This is a genomic window from Pseudomonas sediminis, assembly GCF_002741105.1.
In the GTDB taxonomy this organism is placed as follows: Bacteria; Pseudomonadota; Gammaproteobacteria; order Pseudomonadales; family Pseudomonadaceae; genus Aquipseudomonas; species Aquipseudomonas sediminis.
In genome coordinates, this window is record NZ_NIQU01000003.1 from 105851 (window position 1) to 122188 (window position 16338).

The 16338-nt window shown below is 62.4% G+C and carries 15 protein-coding genes; 8 read left to right on the top strand and 7 right to left on the bottom strand.

Going from position 1 to position 16338, the window contains the following annotated elements; all coding sequences use genetic code 11:
- The first annotated feature begins 44 nt into the window (after positions 1-44).
- From CDO35_RS08570 to CDO35_RS08590, 5 genes are all read left to right on the top strand, one after another.
- On the top strand, positions 45-962 hold the full coding sequence (locus tag CDO35_RS08570) for an AAA family ATPase (protein ID WP_003460516.1): 918 nt from the start codon (positions 45-47) through the stop codon (positions 960-962).
- Positions 962-1918, top strand: coding sequence for a DUF58 domain-containing protein (locus CDO35_RS08575; protein WP_099523839.1), 957 nt, complete (start codon positions 962-964; stop codon positions 1916-1918). Before CDO35_RS08570 ends, CDO35_RS08575 begins: the two co-directional genes overlap by 1 nt.
- The gene (locus tag CDO35_RS08580) at positions 1915-3900 is read left to right on the top strand and encodes a transglutaminase TgpA family protein (protein WP_099523841.1); all 1986 of its coding nucleotides are present in this window, start codon (positions 1915-1917) and stop codon (positions 3898-3900) included. Before CDO35_RS08575 ends, CDO35_RS08580 begins: the two co-directional genes overlap by 4 nt.
- A 72-nt stretch (positions 3901-3972) precedes the next feature.
- A complete protein-coding gene (locus CDO35_RS08585) occupies positions 3973-4743 on the top strand; it encodes a CHAD domain-containing protein (RefSeq protein ID WP_099523843.1) in 771 nt (256 codons plus the stop codon).
- 106 nt (positions 4744-4849) lie between these two features.
- The gene (locus CDO35_RS08590) at positions 4850-5647 is read left to right on the top strand and encodes an acyl-CoA thioesterase (RefSeq protein ID WP_099524563.1); all 798 of its coding nucleotides are present in this window, start codon (positions 4850-4852) and stop codon (positions 5645-5647) included.
- Between the two features lie 13 nt (positions 5648-5660).
- Here CDO35_RS08590 and CDO35_RS08595 read toward each other — a convergent pair whose 3' ends face one another.
- The 4 genes from CDO35_RS08595 to CDO35_RS08610 form a co-directional block, all read right to left on the bottom strand.
- A complete protein-coding gene (locus CDO35_RS08595; protein ID WP_243699061.1) occupies positions 5661-7154 on the bottom strand; it encodes a GGDEF domain-containing protein in 1494 nt (497 codons plus the stop codon).
- Positions 7155-7240: 86 nt separating this feature from the next.
- Complete coding sequence (locus tag CDO35_RS08600) at positions 7241-7702, bottom strand: putative pterin-binding protein (protein ID WP_143507316.1); 462 nt, start codon at positions 7700-7702, stop codon at positions 7241-7243.
- Between the two features lie 344 nt (positions 7703-8046).
- Entirely contained in the window at positions 8047-9510 is a 1464-nt protein-coding gene (locus tag CDO35_RS08605; RefSeq protein ID WP_099523849.1) for a methyl-accepting chemotaxis protein, read from the bottom strand.
- 98 nt (positions 9511-9608) lie between these two features.
- Complete coding sequence (locus CDO35_RS08610; RefSeq protein ID WP_099523852.1) at positions 9609-10421, bottom strand: TatD family hydrolase; 813 nt, start codon at positions 10419-10421, stop codon at positions 9609-9611.
- Positions 10422-10695: 274 nt separating this feature from the next.
- Between CDO35_RS08610 and CDO35_RS08615 the strand changes: the two genes are divergently transcribed.
- Both CDO35_RS08615 and CDO35_RS08620 read left to right on the top strand, forming a co-directional pair.
- The gene (locus CDO35_RS08615) at positions 10696-12111 is read left to right on the top strand and encodes an MltF family protein (RefSeq protein WP_099523854.1); all 1416 of its coding nucleotides are present in this window, start codon (positions 10696-10698) and stop codon (positions 12109-12111) included.
- A gap of 105 nt (positions 12112-12216) precedes the next feature.
- Complete coding sequence (locus CDO35_RS08620; protein WP_099523856.1) at positions 12217-12651, top strand: DoxX family protein; 435 nt, start codon at positions 12217-12219, stop codon at positions 12649-12651.
- Positions 12652-12736: 85 nt separating this feature from the next.
- Here the strand turns inward: CDO35_RS08620 and CDO35_RS08625 are convergent, their stop codons facing one another.
- On the bottom strand, positions 12737-13672 hold the full coding sequence (locus tag CDO35_RS08625; RefSeq protein WP_099523858.1) for a LysR family transcriptional regulator: 936 nt from the start codon (positions 13670-13672) through the stop codon (positions 12737-12739).
- A gap of 149 nt (positions 13673-13821) precedes the next feature.
- Here CDO35_RS08625 and CDO35_RS08630 point away from each other — a divergent pair, with 149 nt between their 5' ends.
- On the top strand, positions 13822-15051 hold the full coding sequence (locus CDO35_RS08630; protein WP_099523860.1) for an acyl-CoA dehydrogenase: 1230 nt from the start codon (positions 13822-13824) through the stop codon (positions 15049-15051).
- Positions 15052-15113: 62 nt separating this feature from the next.
- On the opposite strand, the gene CDO35_RS08635 is transcribed toward CDO35_RS08630, so the two are convergent.
- Positions 15114-15293, bottom strand: coding sequence for a hypothetical protein (locus CDO35_RS08635; RefSeq protein ID WP_099523862.1), 180 nt, complete (start codon positions 15291-15293; stop codon positions 15114-15116).
- 9 nt (positions 15294-15302) lie between these two features.
- Positions 15303-16292, bottom strand: a complete 990-nt coding sequence (locus CDO35_RS08640) for a TerC family protein (protein WP_099523864.1) — start codon at positions 16290-16292, stop codon at positions 15303-15305.
- Between the last annotated feature and the right edge of the window lie 46 nt (positions 16293-16338).

Here is a 16338-nt window from a genome sequence, read left to right on the forward strand (position 1 = left end):
CTCGGCGCCCCAGTAGCATCAGTGTTCTGCATAAGGAGCCAACGATGCGAACCAAACTGGATGCCTGTCTCGACTCGGTCAATCAGGTATTGCTGGGCAAAGAGGCGCAGGTGCGCCTGGCACTGACCTGCCTGCTGGCGCGTGGTCACCTGCTGATCGAAGACCTGCCGGGCATGGGCAAGACGACCCTCAGCCATGCCCTGGCGCGCGTGCTGGGGCTGAGCTTTCAGCGTATCCAGTTCACCTCTGACCTGCTGCCGGGCGACATTCTTGGCACCTCGGTATTCGACAAGGACAGCGGGCAGTTCGTCTTTCATCCGGGGCCGATCTTCGCTGAGCTGGTGCTGGCGGACGAGATCAACCGCGCCACACCGAAGAGCCAGAGTGCGTTACTCGAAGCCATGGAAGAAGGCCAGGTGACCATCGAGGGCGCGACCCGGCCGTTGCCCGAGCCGTTCTTCGTCATCGCCACGCAGAACCCGGTCAGCAGCGGCGGCACCTTCGCCTTGCCCGAATCCCAACTCGATCGCTTTCTCATGCGTCTGTCACTGGGCTATCCGGCGCAAGCGGCGGAGCGGGCTTTGCTGCTGGGCGATGCCCGGCGTGATCTGTTGCCGCGCATGGAATCCATTCTCGACCATGCCGAACTGGCCCGCCTGCAGGCGCAGGTGCCCAAGGTGCGTGCCAGCGATGCGCTGATCGACTATGTGCTGCGTCTGGTCGAGGCGACGCGTAGTCAGCCGCAGTTCGCCTGGGGTTTGTCACCGCGGGCCAGTCTGGCGTTGTTGGCTGCAGCGCGGGCCTGGGCGCTGCTGGCCGAACGTGATTACGTGATTCCCGAAGACGTGCAAGCGGTGCTGCCTTCAGTCGTGGGGCACCGTCTGCGCGAGCGCGCCGACCCTACCGGTCATGGTGGTGGCAGTCTGGTGCAATGGTTGCTGCGCGAAGTGCCGGCGCTCTGATGCGTGCAGCGCTGAAGCCGCTCTGGCGGCGCTGGTTGGCCAGGCGTATTCCGCCAGCGGCCAGCGTGCGTTTGAATCAGCGGCGCATTTTCATTCTGCCCAGTCGGGTCGGGGCTGTGTTTGCCGTGGCACTTCTACTGATGCTGCTGGTGGGCATCAATTATCAGAACAGCCTGGCCTATGGCCTGACCTTCCTGCTGGTATCGGTGTTCGTCGTCACCATTCTGCATACCTACCGCAACCTGGCCGGGCTGGTGCTCAAGGCCGGTGGTGGCGGGGCAGTGTTCGTCGGCGAGCAGGCGCGCTTTCGCGTGCGCCTTGAGAGCCCTGAGCGCGAGCACCAGGCCGTGGCGCTGGGCTGGCCACCGTCTGAGCTGGTAGTGCGCGATGTGCCGCGCCAGGGGCAGACCGAAGTGGATTTGAGCCAGCCAGCCGTGAGACGTGGCTGGCTACGACCCGAGCGTCTGAGGGTGGAAAGCCGTTTTCCGTTGGGCTTGCTGGTGGCCTGGAGCTGGGTCGATCTGGATCAGGCGGTGCTGGTCTACCCGCGGCCGTTGGAGGGTGAGCTGCCGTTGTCGGCAGGCCTGGGCGAAGAGGAGGAGGAAGAGGGCATGCGTGCCCGCGGCCAGGGCGCCGATGATTTCCAGGGTCTGCGCGAGTATCAGCCGGGCGATTCGAAACGGCGCCTGGACTGGAAGGCCTATTCACGTGGCCAGGGCCTGCTGGTCAAGGATTTCGCCATGCTCAGCGGCCGCGATCTGTGGTTGGACTTCGACAGCCTGGGTGGCGACAGCGAAATGCGTTTGTCGCTGCTCTGCTACTGGGTGCTGCAGTTCACCGAGCGGCAACAGGCATTCGGCTTGCAACTGCCTGGGCAGGTGATCGCACCGGATTACGGTGAGGGACATCGCGATGTTTGCTTGCGCGCCCTGGCGTTGTTCGGAGCGCGCGCATGAGCAGTCTGCCGGGTATTCCGAGGATCGCTCTGACCTGGTTGCTGGTCGCCCAGGTGCTGGTGATCGTGCCGCATCTGGTACATCTGCCGCTGTGGATGATCGCGCTTTGGCTTGGCGCTGCCGGTTGGCGCGTGCAGATCTTCCGCATGCGTGCGCGCTATCCCAATGGTTGGGCAAAGGGTGGCCTGGTGCTGCTGGTGTTGGCTGGCATCCTGCTTTCGCGTGGCACGCTGGTGGGGCTGGATGCCGCGTCGGTGCTGCTGATCGCCACCTTCACCCTCAAACTGCTGGAGATGCGCACGCGGCGTGATGCGCTGGTGCTGATCTTCCTCGGTTTCTTCTGCGTGGTGACCGCCTATCTATTCGAGGACGGAATTCTTGCCGCGCTCTACAGCCTGCTGCCGGTTACGGCGCTGCTGACTGCGCTGGTCGGCCTGCAGCACAGTGGTTTTGCCGAACGCCCCTGGCCACCCCTGCGTCTGGCGGGTGGCCTGGTCCTGCAAGCGATACCGCTGATGCTGTTGCTGTTCGTGTTCTTTCCACGCATGGGGCCGTTGTGGTCACTGCCAATGCCCAGCGACAAGGGCGTCACTGGCCTGTCGGACAGCATGGAGCCAGCCGATATCGCTGAGCTCAGTCGCTCCTCGGCACTGGCCTTTCGCGCCAGCTTCGAGGGTGAGGTGCCGGCGAGAGGGCAGCTGTATTGGCGTGCTCTGACTCTGGAGCGCTTCGATGGCAGACGCTGGTCGCAGTCCAGTTACGCTGATGTACCCGTCGCGCCGCAGTGGAGCAAGGCAGGCGAATCGCTCGATTACAGCATCATCATGCAGCCCAGCGGCAAGCGTTGGCTGTATGTGCTGGATGTCGGCGAGATGGCGCAGGACAGCGGGCGGATGATGAACGACTTCCGTTGGCAGAGGCTGCGTCCGGTAGATCGGCCCCTGCTGTACCAGGTGCGTTCCTGGCCTGAGGCAGCACGTGAAGCATCGGCAGAGCCACCCGGTTTGCGCCAGGCACTGCAACTGCCCGAGCAGGGCGACCCGCGCAGTCACGCCTGGGCGGCTGAGCTGAAGGCAAAGTACCCGCAGAGCGACGCGCTGGTGGCCGCAGTGCTGCAGCATTTCAACCGTGAACCGTACGTCTACACGCTGCGCCCGCAGCCTCTCGGGCGTGACAGCATCGATGAGTTCCTGTTCGACACCCGGCGTGGTTTCTGTGCGCACTACGCTGGCGCGATGACCTTCGTGCTGCGTGCGGCGGGCATTCCTGCACGAGTCGTCGCCGGTTATCAGGGCGGTGAGCTCAATCCCAACGGCAACTACATCCAGGTACGCCAGTTCGATGCTCATGCCTGGGTCGAGTACTGGCAGCCGGGCCGTGGCTGGCGCAGCATCGATCCAACGTTCCAGGTCGCCCCCGAGCGCATCGAACAAGGGCTGGAAGAGGCCTTGAGCGCGGAGGATGGCTTTCTCGATGATCAACCCTTCTCGCCGCTGCGCTACCGCGAGCTGGCCTGGCTCAATCAGTTGCGCATGAGCTGGGAGAATCTCAATTACGGCTGGCAGCGCTGGGTGCTGGGTTACCAGGGTGAGCAGCAGCTGAAACTGCTGCAGAACTGGTTCGGCAGCCTCGATTGGCAGCGTCTGGCGATCGCTCTGGTGGGCACTGGAGCGCTTGTGATTGGCCTGCTGGCGCTGTGGCTGCTCAAACCCTGGCAACAGCGGCCTGATCCGCAACGCCAGGCGTTTCGCAAGTTCGAGCGGCTGTTGGCGCGCCATGACGTGCGCCGGGAAGCGGGTGAGGGCGCACGCTCCTTCGCGTTGCGCGCGGCGCGGCAGTTGCCCGAGCAGGCGGAGCAGATCGAGACATTTGCCCGATGCTTCGAGCAGCAGCGCTATGCCGGCGGGCCGGCGTCACGTGATGCTTTGCGGCAAGCACTGAGTGATTTGCGCAGAGCATTGCCCTGGCGCTTGTCGCGTTAGCGACCATTGGCCACTTGCTTGAGTGGGTGGTCGGGCTGTTAGCTTGATGCATCTTCGGTTGGAGGAGCGAGCATGAGCGATTTCGTCGAGCATTGCCTGGGCCGCGTCCTGGCTCTGCAAGTGCGGTTGTATGCCTGCCAGGCACGGCTGGCCGACTGTACCGATACCGAGGCATTGCACGATTTACGCATTGCCCTGCGGCAATTGCGCAGCCTGTTGCGTCCGTTACGCGGTTTGCCGGCTGTAGATGTTCTGGAGCAGGGAGCAGCGGTGCTGGGCCGCCTCAGTGGGCCACTGCGTGATCGCGAAGTCCTGGTCGCCGAGTTGGCACGAATGGGCTTGGCCCATCTGGCGCCTGTCGATGAGGCGCAGCGCGCCGCAGGCTACGCTGCCATTGCCAGTAGTCGCGAGTTGGCGGACCTGATGCTGTTGCTCGACGGCTGGCCGGCGAATTGGCGTGAGGCCGCCAGGCAAGGCCAGTTGAACGATATAGACAAGCGCATCCGGCGTCGCCTGCGCCGTCAGCAACGACAACTGGCCCGTGCGTTGCGCGATCCGGCGCATGATCGTCACCGCCTGCGCCTGTTGATCAAGCGCGTGCGTTACGCCGCTGAAACCTACCCCGCACAAAGTCGTTTGAGCAAGGCGGCGCAGCTCAGGCTCAAGCGTGCGCAAGGCGCGCTAGGCGACTGGCACGATCGGCTGCAGTGGCTGGCACAGGCCGATGCGATGGTGTCCCTGGAACCTTGCCGGGCCATCTGGCTGCAGGCTCTGCTGACTGCAGAGGGGCGCGCCGATGATGCCTTGCTGGCGCTGTATGGCGACCTGCCGAATGCAGACTAAGGTGTCATTCTCGCCGCAAATATGACCGAATAGGCATCCTTGCGGACTATCGTTCAATCGTCAGCATCCCCTAAGATCGTCGCCATCGATGAATGCCGAGGTGCATATGATCTTTTCCGAAATGCTTGAGGCGGTGCGCCGCGATCCCGATGCCGTGGTGATCCCGGCTGAATGGGGGCAGGGCCGCGCCAGTTTCGGCGGTCTGGTAGCGGCTCTGGCGTTCGAGGCCATGCGTGCCAAGGTGCCGCAGGGCCGGCCGGTGCGCTCACTGGCCATCACCTTCGTCGGCCCCGTGGCGCCGGATGTTCCCGTCAGTTTTCAGGCCGAGGTACTGCGCGAGGGCAAGGCGGTCAGCCAGATGTTCTTGCGCGCGGTTCAGGACGGTCAGGTGGTGACCGTGGTGCAGGGCAGCTTTGGCGCATCACGTTCTTCGGCGATAGCCGTGGAGGCGCTACCCGCGCCGCAGATCACGCCGGTGGAGCAGTGTCAGGAGTTGCCCTATGTGCGCAACGTCACGCCGGAATTCACGCGCTTTCTGGCCATGCGCTGGGGCATCGGCGGCATGCCTTTCAGCAACACGCCATCGCGGCAGATGGGCGGCTGGGTGCGTTTGCGTGGTGAGCGCGAGCCACAGGCGCTCAGCGAGGCGCACTTGCTGGCACTGGTTGATGCCTGGCCGCCTGCGGTGCTGCCCTATCTGAAAAGCCCGGCGCCGGGCAGCTCGCTGACCTGGACCATCGAGTTCGTCCAGCCGCTACGCACTCTCAGCAGCGAAGACTGGTGCCTGTATCGCGCGGACATCGAACACGCCCGCGATGGTTACGGGCACGTAGCGGCGGCGATGTGGACCCCCGCAGGTGAGCTGATCGCCCTGAGCCGGCAGACCGTGACGGTGTTTGGCTGAGCTATCGCGGGCTTCAGTTGGTGGCCCAGACCACACGGTTACGCCCGGCGCTCTTGGCTTTGTAGAGCGCCGTATCAGCTCGCCCCAGTGCTCCTTCCAGCGGTTCCGCCGGGTGCCGGCTGGCCAGGCCAATGCTCAGCGTCACCCTCAATGGTGCGCCGCTCGAGCCAAGCAGTTGCATGGCCTCGACACTGGCGCACAGGCGCTCGGCCACCTGCATGGCGTCGATCTGATCTGTCTGCGCCAGTAGTGCGGCGAATTCTTCGCCGCCCAGGCGACCAATTATGTCGACCTCGCGCAACTCCCTCTTGAGCAGTTCCCCCAGAGCGGTCAACACTTCGTCACCGATCTGGTGGCCGTGGCTGTCGTTGATCTGCTTGAAGTGGTCGATATCGAGCATCAGCAGGGTGCAGGGCTGGTCGAAACGCTCCGCGGTTTTGAGCAACTCCGTGGCGCGCTGCATGAAGGCGTGGCGATTGCTCAATCCGGTCAGGGCATCGGTGGTCGCCAGCACCAGCAGCTCCTGTTCCATGCCTTTGCGCAGGCTGATGTCGTAGCTCCATATCAGTTGCGCCGGGCCGCCGCGGTATTCCAGCAAGCGCCCGGACAGCACACCCCAGTAAGGCTGCTCGCCGGCCAGCAGGCCTTCCCAGTCATCGACACGGTGACGCGCTAGCAATGCTTCGCGAAAGTGCAGGGCTTCACGGGCGTTGCAGAACAGGCGGTTGAGCGAAAAGTCGCTAGCCTTGTCCAGGCTCAGTCGCTGCATCAGGCGCTGATTGACGAAGTACACTTGCTTGCCTGCGCTGTCAGTCAGCACCACGTCGCTGGGGCTGGCATCGAGAATCTGCTTGAGCAGGGCCTGGCCTTCGGCCAGCTCGGTGGTACGTTCGGTTACGCGCTGCTCCAGATGCTGGTTCAGTTCGATCAGGTTGTGCGACAGCCCGCGGGCCTCGCGGTAGTTGCCGACCAGGCGCAGTACCAGCAGGGACACCCCGATCAGCAATCCCAGCAGTGCCCAGCCCAGGCCTGTGAAGTAGCCGTAAAGGTGCTGGCGTTCGGCATCCAGCTCGTTGGCCAGGGAGATATTGGTGGCGACCATCACCTCATGCATTGGCTTTTGCAGCGCCGGCAGACTCTCGGTGGCCTGTGCGGCGACTTGCCTTGCAGCGACTGCATCACCCCATTGCGCCTTTTCATCCCACTGGCGGCTAAGGCTGATGACGTGCTCCAGAGTGCGTTCCGCAGCCGGGCGCGATTCGGGGAGGAAGTCGAACAGGTGCTGGCCTTCCAGCGGCTGAGTGAGGCTACGCAATACCTGTACGCGTACCACCAGGTCGTCAGGCGCCATCTTGCCTTTGAGTAGGTCCTGTGCAGCCAGCAGCAGGCGATCCATTTCCATGTGAATCTGGTAAGCCTGCCAGAGTTCGCTGTGCAAGGTCGGCAAGGCAAGCTGCCTGGCTTTCTTCTGCACCAGCCAGAGTGAGCCGGCAACGGTCAGTGTCATGGCAATTACCAGCACTGCCAAAGCGATGAGTTTGAGTCGGGAGTTTCTGGCTTGGGCCGTGGCCGCTGGTTTATCTGACATGGGATTCACTCGACATGGATCTCGCTGAGTTGCCAGATGGAGCGGTTGTAGAACATCTGCTGGCGCAGTTCGGGGTGATCGTCGAAGGGGTAGATCAAATAAAGCGGGCCGTAGTCGCGAATGGACATCAAGCGGCCATCGAGTTGATAGGCCACCAGCGGGTCGTAGCGCTGGATATCCTCGTAGGGAATGAGTACCGAGTAGTGATTGAGCGCAGTGGTATGCAGCGGGCGACCGTTGCCGGCACCTGGAATGAGCTCGAGCAATTTCCTCAGGCGTACGCCCTGCCATTGCTGTTGCAAGCCTTCCGGGGTGCTCAAGCGTATCGAAGCCAGCGGCATCTGCTGTAACTGGGTGAGACTGAATACCAGGCGCTGGCCGTCAGCCAGGTACACGGTCAGTGCCGGACGATCCAGCGGGTAGGGCGCTGGCTCGGCATTAACGTGCAACGGGTAGAGGAGTATCAAAAATAGAGCGACAAAAAAATGTCTATGCGGCGACATACTGCTGTCTTTAGCCAATTTATTGTCGACTCTATCGCATTGTGACCAAAATCCTTAAATCGTCTGACGAACGGACATTTGCCTGCTATCGTTTGCGTCATGCGCACCACGAGGCAGTGCTGAACAGAAAACCCCATGAAGGTCACGAGCTGTCCGCGCACTGGTTAACAGGAGGGGGCTACACGAAGGCGATGTGCGCTACTGCCAGATATGGCGGCTTGAGCGCGCGAGCACTAGGCGGCCACGAGCCTGCGACGAATTGGCCTTGCTTGTAGCGTCATGCCTTACAGCGCGTTGCTTGAAGCGGCTTACAAGCGCAATTGGCCAATGGCCTTGTTCAGCTCGCCCGCCAGCTGTGCCAGTTGCTGACTGGTGGCGGCCGATTCGAGGGTCTGGCCGACGGTCTGCTCGGTCACGTCACGGATGCCCACCACCGAGCGGCTCATTTCTTCGGCGACCTGGCTCTGCTGCGTGGCAGCCACGGCAATCTGCGTGTTGCTGTCGCGCATGAGGGCCACGGCGGCAGTGATGGCGGCCAGCGATTCCCCGGCCTCCTGTGCCAGTTGTACGCAGTGATTGGCGTTTTCCGAACTTTCGCGCATGAATTCGACGGCGTCGCGGGTGCCACCCTGGAGATTACCGATCATCTGGGTGATTTCGTCGGTTGAGTCCTGTACGCGCTTGGCCAGGTTACGCACCTCGTCGGCGACCACGGCGAAGCCGCGGCCCATTTCACCGGCGCGGGCGGCCTCGATGGCGGCATTGAGAGCGAGCAGGTTGGTTTGCTCGGCGATGCCGTGAATCACGCCGACCACGCGACTGATGTGCTGACTGTCTTCGGCCAGGCGCTCGATGCTGCCGGCGCTCTGGCGTACACCTTGCGACAGGGCCGCGATGGATTGTTCGACACGCTCGACCACCTGCTGGCCTGCACGAGCCAGCTGGTCGGCATTCAGTGACTGATCGCGGGTAGTACCAGCGTGGTCGGCAATATGTTGAACGGTGGCCGACATTTCGTTGATTGCGGTAGCGGCCTGATCGGTCTCGCTCTGCTGGCTGAGCATGCCCTGACGCACGGCCCCCATGCGTTCGGCCATATCGCGGGTGCTGCTGTCCAGCTCGCTGGCCACCTGGTCGACGGTGCCGACCACGCGCTGATAACCGGCTTGCATGGCGTTGAAGGCGGCCGCCATCTGGCCGACCTCGTCACGGCTGTCCAGCGGCACGCGCAGGGACAGATCCCCGCTGCGTTCGGCTTGCAGCATCACATCCTTGAGGGTGTTGAGGTGACTGAGCAGAAAACGTATCAACAACTGCGAGGCAGCCAGCAGCAACAGCATCAATACGGCGACCGCGACGGCATAGGTCAGCGCGTGCTGGGTGAACAGGTCGAGCAGGCTGGGTGCGCGCACCATGATCGCCAGATCACGTCCATTGCCGAGGGTGACGCGCTGTACACCGATCACCGGCGAATCACCGAATAGGGCGTCGTGCGCCAGTGCCTGCCAGCCGCTGGCGTCAGGAGCTCCCTTAGCGCCCGGCAGGCTGCCTTGCACCATCTGGATATCGGCTACGTTGGGCAAGGTGGCCTGCTCTGGCCACTGCTGCAGCACGCGCGCTTGGGACACGGCTGCCTGGCGCGCATCGGCGCTGCGCGCCTGCTGCTCGATGTGCAAGGCGAATAGCACCAGGATCAGGCTGATGACGAGGACAACGGCGTTGACCGCCCAGAATTTGTACTTAAGGGAAAGATCGCTGATCCAGGCGCTCATGTTGTTGTTATCCGTCTCGCTGCGTTCTATTGGCCAAGTGCCAGTAGTATGCCTTGGCTGGCAGCCAGAACCTTGACGTCAATCAATACTCTGGCGCCTTAGTCTTCCGCTATGGCTGGCATGCCGAAGAACGCTCGCGCACAGGTTGTGGTCTGTGCTGCCAGGGTTTCCTCGCTTTGCCCGCGGTGCAGCGCCACCTCGCGCAGCACCTCGCCGAGAAAGGCGGGCTCGTTACGCCCGCTCTTGGGCTTGGGTCGCAGGCTGCGCGGCAGCAGGAAGGGCGCATCGGTCTCCAACATCAGGCGCTCGCCGGGGATGTCCTTGAGCAACGGATGCAGATGCGTGCCGCGACGTTCATCGCAGACCCAGCCGGTGATGCCGATATGCAGGTCGAGATCGAGATAGGCATAGAGTGCACGGCGTTCGCCGGTAAAGCAGTGCACCACCGCTGCCGGCAACTGATCACGATAGCCACGCAGGATCTCCACCAGGCGCTGGCTGGCTTCGCGCTCATGCAGAAACACCGGCATTTGCAGCTCGACGGCCAGGGCCAACTGCTCTTCCAGGGCTTTTTCCTGCGCCGGACGCGGCGAGAAGTCGCGATCGAAGTCCAGGCCGCATTCACCCACGGCGCGTACTTGCGGTTGCGCCAGCAGCGCCTTGAGAGTATTGCTGCTGGCGCCGTTCCACGAGCTGGCATCATGCGGGTGAACCCCGGCGGTACTGAACAGACGTTGGCCACTGCTATCCAGCTGTCGGCAAAGTGCGAGGCTCGCCTCGCTTTCATTCAGACTGGTGCCGGTCAGCACCAGCTGACACACGCCGGCTGCGTAGGCACGTTCGAGCAGCGCCTCGGCCTGCACAGCGAGGCTGGGGTGGGTGAGATTGACGGCAATATCGATGAGTTGCATGGTGCCACCTGTTGAACGCGAAGGGGCAGAATAGCAGATGGTGTCCGTTCGTCAGGAAGTCGATTTAAAACAATAAGTTGGTCGCTGTTTTTAAGGTTGATGCAAGGTTGTGGGGTGGCGCTGCAGCGTCTGGCTGTGCCAATCTCCGCGCCCCGCCAGCCTTGGGAGCCTGTTTGGCGGGTTTACGGCTGGTGGCGGTCTGTCGCGCAGGGGCGTGCAGCCGGTTGCCAGCCGGATCAGGCTTCGGCGGCCAACCGCCTTCTCTGGAGAGTCGATGTCGCGATTGCTGCTGATCCTGTGCCTGTTGGCCGCGCTGCCGTTGTCGGTCAGTGCGCGCATGGCCGGCCCGCCGGAGGTTGGCAGTCAGGCCCGCAGTGCACGCGATCTGCCGGCGATTCGCAGCAGCGGTGAGCTGCGCGTGCTGGTCAACCAGAGCCGCAACAGCTCGGGCTCGGTCAAGGGCCAGAGCATCGGCGTGGAGTACCACCGCCTGCGTGCGTTCGAGCAGTACCTCAATCGCAATTCCCGTGATGGCCGCAGCCTCAGGCTGAAGATCATCCCCAAGGCCAAGGATCAGTTACTCGGCGCCCTGCAGCGCGGCGAGGGCGATCTGGTCGCGCCCGGCGAATTGCTCAATGTGCGCACCGGGCATGATGTCAGTGCCAGCACGGCGATTCGCCGTGAGGTGCCTCTGGTGCTGGTCTCCAAGCAGGGCAATCGGCATTACCGCAGCCTTGAACAATTGGCCGGGCGTAGCCTCTCGTTACCGGCGGGTAGCGCTGTGGGCGAAGCGCTGAGGTTGATCAACCAGCAACTGGCTGATCGCAAACTGCCGCCCATTGTGGTCGAGTGGGTCGACCCCAGCCTGGCCGTCGAAGATGTACTGGAAATGGTCCAGGCCGGTATCTTCGAACGTACGGCGGTAGAGCTGCCGATAGCCGAGCGCTGGGCCAAGGTGATGCCCAAGTTGCGCGTCGACAAGCATTTGATCCTGGCGCGTGATGGCGACATGAAATGGTTCGTGCGCCCCGATGCGCCGATGCTGCGTGCCAGCATCGACCGTTTCTTCAGCAGCTATCAGAGCCCGGCCGACCAGGATGCGGCGTTTCAACGTGTCTATCGCCGCTTGTACAGAGTGCATTCGCCACTAGGGCGCACTGAACGACAGCGCCTGGAGAAAGTGCGCCCGGTACTGCAGCAGCATGCCGAGCAGCATGGTTTCGATTGGCTGATGCTGGCTGCGCTGGCATTCAAGGAGTCGACGTTGAACCCTTCGGCGCGCGGTGCCAGTGGCGCAACCGGCCTGATGCAGATCACCCCAGCGGCTGCGCGTAGCGTGGGGGTGAGCAATATCCAGAACCTCGACGGTAACGTCCAGGCCAGCAGCAAGTACCTGGCGATGATCCGTCGCAACTTCTTCAATAGCCCGCAGCTCAATGAGCGCGAGCGCATGGCGTTCGTCCTGGCGGGCTACAACCTGGGGCCGCAACGGGTGCAGAGCCTGCGTGCCGAGGCGCGCAGACGAGGCCTCAACCCCAATCAGTGGTTCTTCCAGGTCGAGCGTGTGGCCATGGAAGAGATGGGCATGGGCGTGGTGAGTTATGTGAATGCGGTGAATAAGTACTACCTTGCTTATGACCGTGAGCGCTATTTGCTCGAGCCGCAGTTACGGCGTCTGACGGCCAACTAAATATCAAATTAATCGATTTATATAAGCGGTATTTTGCTGTTTTATGATCAAATAAATTGGATATTCTATGCGCCATCTACCCCACACAACGAAGGATGCCTTGCAATGAACAACCTGATCAAAAGCATTACCGCTAGCCAAGCCGGCCTGGGTATCACCATCCTGCGCATCGTCGCCGGCATTACCTTCGCCGCCCACGGCTCGCAGAAACTGTTTGGTTGGTTTGGCGGTTATGGTCTGGCGGGTGTTGCGCAGTGGATGGAGAGCATCGGTCTGGCTCCGGGCTACCTGATGGCGCTGGCAGCTGGTAGCGCCGAGTTCTTCGGCGGTGTGGCGCTGATCATCGGCCTGCTGGTACGTCCGGCTGCGGCGTTACTGGCGGTGACCATGCTGGTGGCGATCTTCACCGTGCACCTGGCCAACGGTTTCTTCATGAGCAACAACGGTTACGAGTTCGCCCTGGCCCTGCTGGCCATCAGCGTCGCGCTGGTGTTCGAAGGTGCTGGCAAGCTGTCGGTCGATAGCAAACTTGCTCGCTGATTCGACCCCGTAACAACGAGAAGGCCCGCTAATGCGGGCCTTCTTGCGTTCAGGGGTGGGCCTTCTTGCGTTCAGGGGTGGGCAATCATGCGGCAGGGGTTTGTTCGGTCTTCTTCTCCTGCGCGGCGACCTGCTGCGCCAGTTCGATCATCTGTTCACGCATCCAGCGGTTGGCCGGATCCTGATCGGTGCTCTCGTGCCAGTACAGGTGGGTTTCCAGAGCGGGGACGTCACCGACCGGCAGCGTCACGTGGTGCAGGTTGTGGCGACGGGCAAAGCGCTCCGGCACGGTCATCACCATGTCGGTCTGCTGCATCACGCTGCTGGCCATCAGATAGTGTTGCGAGCGCAGGGCAATCTTGCGCTGGATGCCCATCTTGCCCAGCGCCAGGTCGACGTATCCGAGGCCGCTGCGGCGGCTGGAGATGTGGATGTGGGTCAGAGACAGGTATTCGTCGAGGCTGATCTTTTCCTTGGCTAGCGGGTGGCCAGGGCGCATGGCGCAGACGTAGCGATCATCGAGCAGCTTGACGTGACGAACCTGCGGGTCGGTGTTCAATGGCGCGTCGACGGCGAAGTCGAGCCGGCCGGCTGCCAGCTCCTTGGTGGTTTCGCGGCGCTTGGCCAGGAAGCTCTCGATGCATACGCTCGGCGCTAGACGACGCAAGCGCTGGAACAGCGGCGGCAGAAGAATCTGCTCGGACAGGTCGGTCATGCTGATGCGGTAGGTCTTGCCGGCCTGCTGTGGGTTGAAGGTGCGGCTTTCCTGCACTGAAACGCGCAGCAGCTGCAGGGCGTTACGCACCGAACCGATGATGTTCTGTGCCATGGGTGTCGGCACCATGCCCTGGGCGGTGCGCACGAACAGCGGGTCGTTGAAGGTTTCGCGCAGGCGGGCGAGGGCGTTGGACACCGCCGGCTGGGTGATGCCGACGATTTGTCCGGCACGGGTCAGATTGGCCTCGGTGTAGATGGCGTCGAAGACGATGAAGAGATTCAGATCCACCTTGGTCAGGTTCATGCCGGCAGTGCTCCAGGGGCGTCGATATCAGTCGATCATATATCGGTTATGAATGTTCATACACGCTGAAAATAGGTTCGATAAATCTTAAGCGCTGTTCTAGCATCATTTCCACAACCTCTCACCCTTTGTCACAAACAGGTAACCCCATGGATTTCGCCTATTCCCCGAAGGTTCAAGAGCTGCGTGAACGTGTCAGCGCATTCATGGAGGCGCACGTTTATCCGGCCGAAGCGGTATTCGAGCAGCAGGTGGCAGAAGGCGATCGCTGGCAGCCGACCGCGATCATGGAAGAGTTGAAGAACAAGGCCAAAGCCGAAGGCCTGTGGAACCTGTTCCTGCCCGAGTCGGACTACGGCGCGGGGCTGACCAACACCGAATACGCGCCGCTGGCCGAGATCATGGGGCGCTCGCTGATCGGCCCGGAGCCGTTCAACTGCGCCGCGCCGGACACCGGCAACATGGAGGTGCTGGTGCGCTACGGCAACGAGGCGCAGAAGCAGCAGTGGCTGGAGCCGCTGCTGTCCGGCGAGATTCGCTCCGCTTTCGCCATGACCGAGCCGGGTGTAGCCTCCTCGGATGCCACCAATATGCAGGCCAACGCTCGGCGCGAGGGCGACGAATGGGTCATCAATGGCCGCAAGTGGTGGACCTCCGGTGCCTGCGACCCGCGCTGCAAGGTGATGATCTTCATGGGCCTGACCAACCCGGACGCGCCGCGTCACCAGCAGCACTCGATGATTCTGGTGCCGATGGATGCCCCAGGCGTCACCGTACTGCGTCCGTTGCCGGTGTTCGGCTACGACGATGCGCCGCATGGCCATGCCGAAGTGCTGTTCGAGAACGTGCGCGTGCCGTACGACAGTGTCTTGCTGGGCGAGGGCCGTGGCTTCGAGATCGCCCAGGGCCGCCTTGGCCCAGGCCGCATCCACCACTGCATGCGTTCGATCGGCATGGCCGAGCGTGCCCTGGAGCTGATGTGCAAGCGCGCCGTGAGCCGTACTGCGTTCGGCAAGCCGTTGGCACGCCTGGGTGGCAATATCGATCACATCGCCGATTCGCGCATGGAGATCAACCAGGCCCGCCTGCTGACACTGAATGCGGCTTACATGATGGATACCGTTGGCAACAAGATCGCCGCCAGCGAAATCGCCCAGATCAAGGTGGTGGCGCCCAACGTGGCACTTAAGGTGATCGACCGCGCGATCCAGATGCATGGCGGTGCCGGTGTCTCCAACGACTTCCCGCTGGCTTACTGGTACGCCATGCAGCGCACTCTGCGTCTGGCCGACGGCCCGGACGAGGTGCACCGCGCCGCGATCGGCAAGTTCGAGATTGGCAAGTACGTGCCGCGTGACGTGATGAAAGCCAGCCGTTGATGCAGTGGTGGTAAGAAAAGAGGCCCGCTTTTATGCGGGCCTCTTCTTTTGTATCTGCAGGGTCAGGGCAAGCTGTCGTCCGAACGCTGCTCCTGGCCCAGCCAGCCCATGCGCATATGCAGTTGGGCGGCGAAGGCGCGTGCAGCGGCCTCGTCCTGAAAGGTCAATGCGCGTCGTCCGAGTTTCACCTGCCAGAACCGTTGACCCTGGCGCTCGATGAGTTCTATGCAGACTTCGCGCATCGCTTCTCCTCAGGTAGCGCTGGCCTTGTCTCGCGTCTTCAGCAGCGACAGGAGTACACCACCGGCCAGCAGACCCAAGGTTACGCCAAGTGAGAGCAGGGCGGGAACCTTGATCAGGTCGTGCAGGAAGATCTTGCCGCCGATGTACATCAGCACCAACGCCAGGGCGTACTTCAGGTAGATGAAGCGGTGCATCAGTGCGGCCAGGGCGAAGTACAGCGCACGCAGGCCGAGAATGGCGAAGATGTTCGACGTGTAGACGATGAACGGGTCCTGGGAGATGGCCAGAACCGCAGGTACGCTGTCCACGGCGAAGACCAGGTCGGCCAGTTCGATCAGCACCAGCGCCAGCAGCAGCGGGGTGGCGTACAGCAGCGGCTTGCCGCTGACCCGATCCTTCAGGCGCACCAGGAACTTGCCTTCGTGCAGCTCGTCGGTGACGCGAATGTGCTTGCGCACGAAGCGGATCACCGGATTCTGCGCCAGGTCCGGGTGCGACTCCTCGTCACCGCCACTGCGCAGCATCTTGATGCCGCTGAACAGCAGGAAGGCGCCGAAGATGTAGAGAATCCAGTCGAACTGCTGCACCAAGGCCGTGCCCAGGCCGATCATGATCGCGCGCAACACGATGACTCCGAGAATGCCCCAGAACAGCACGCGGTGCTGGTACTTACGCGGGATATTGAAGTAGCCGAGGATCATCGCCATGACGAAGACGTTGTCCATCGACAGCGATTGCTCCACCAGGAAACCGGTGTAGTACTCCATCGCCTTGGTGCCGCCAAGCTGCCACCAGATCCAGCCGCCGAAGGCGACGCCGACACTGAAGTAGCCGGAATACAGCAGCAGGCTCTCGCGCATCTCGATTTCATGCTGATCGCGATGCAGCACGCCGAGGTCGAGTACCAGCAGGGTGATGATCAGTACCAGGAAAGCTAGCCAGAACCAGCCGGGGGTACCGAAGATGGGGGATGTCAAAAAGGCAAGTAGAGCGTCCATGAGCCCTCCCTTATGTCTGCCTGAGTTGAAAGAAAATTCACTCAGT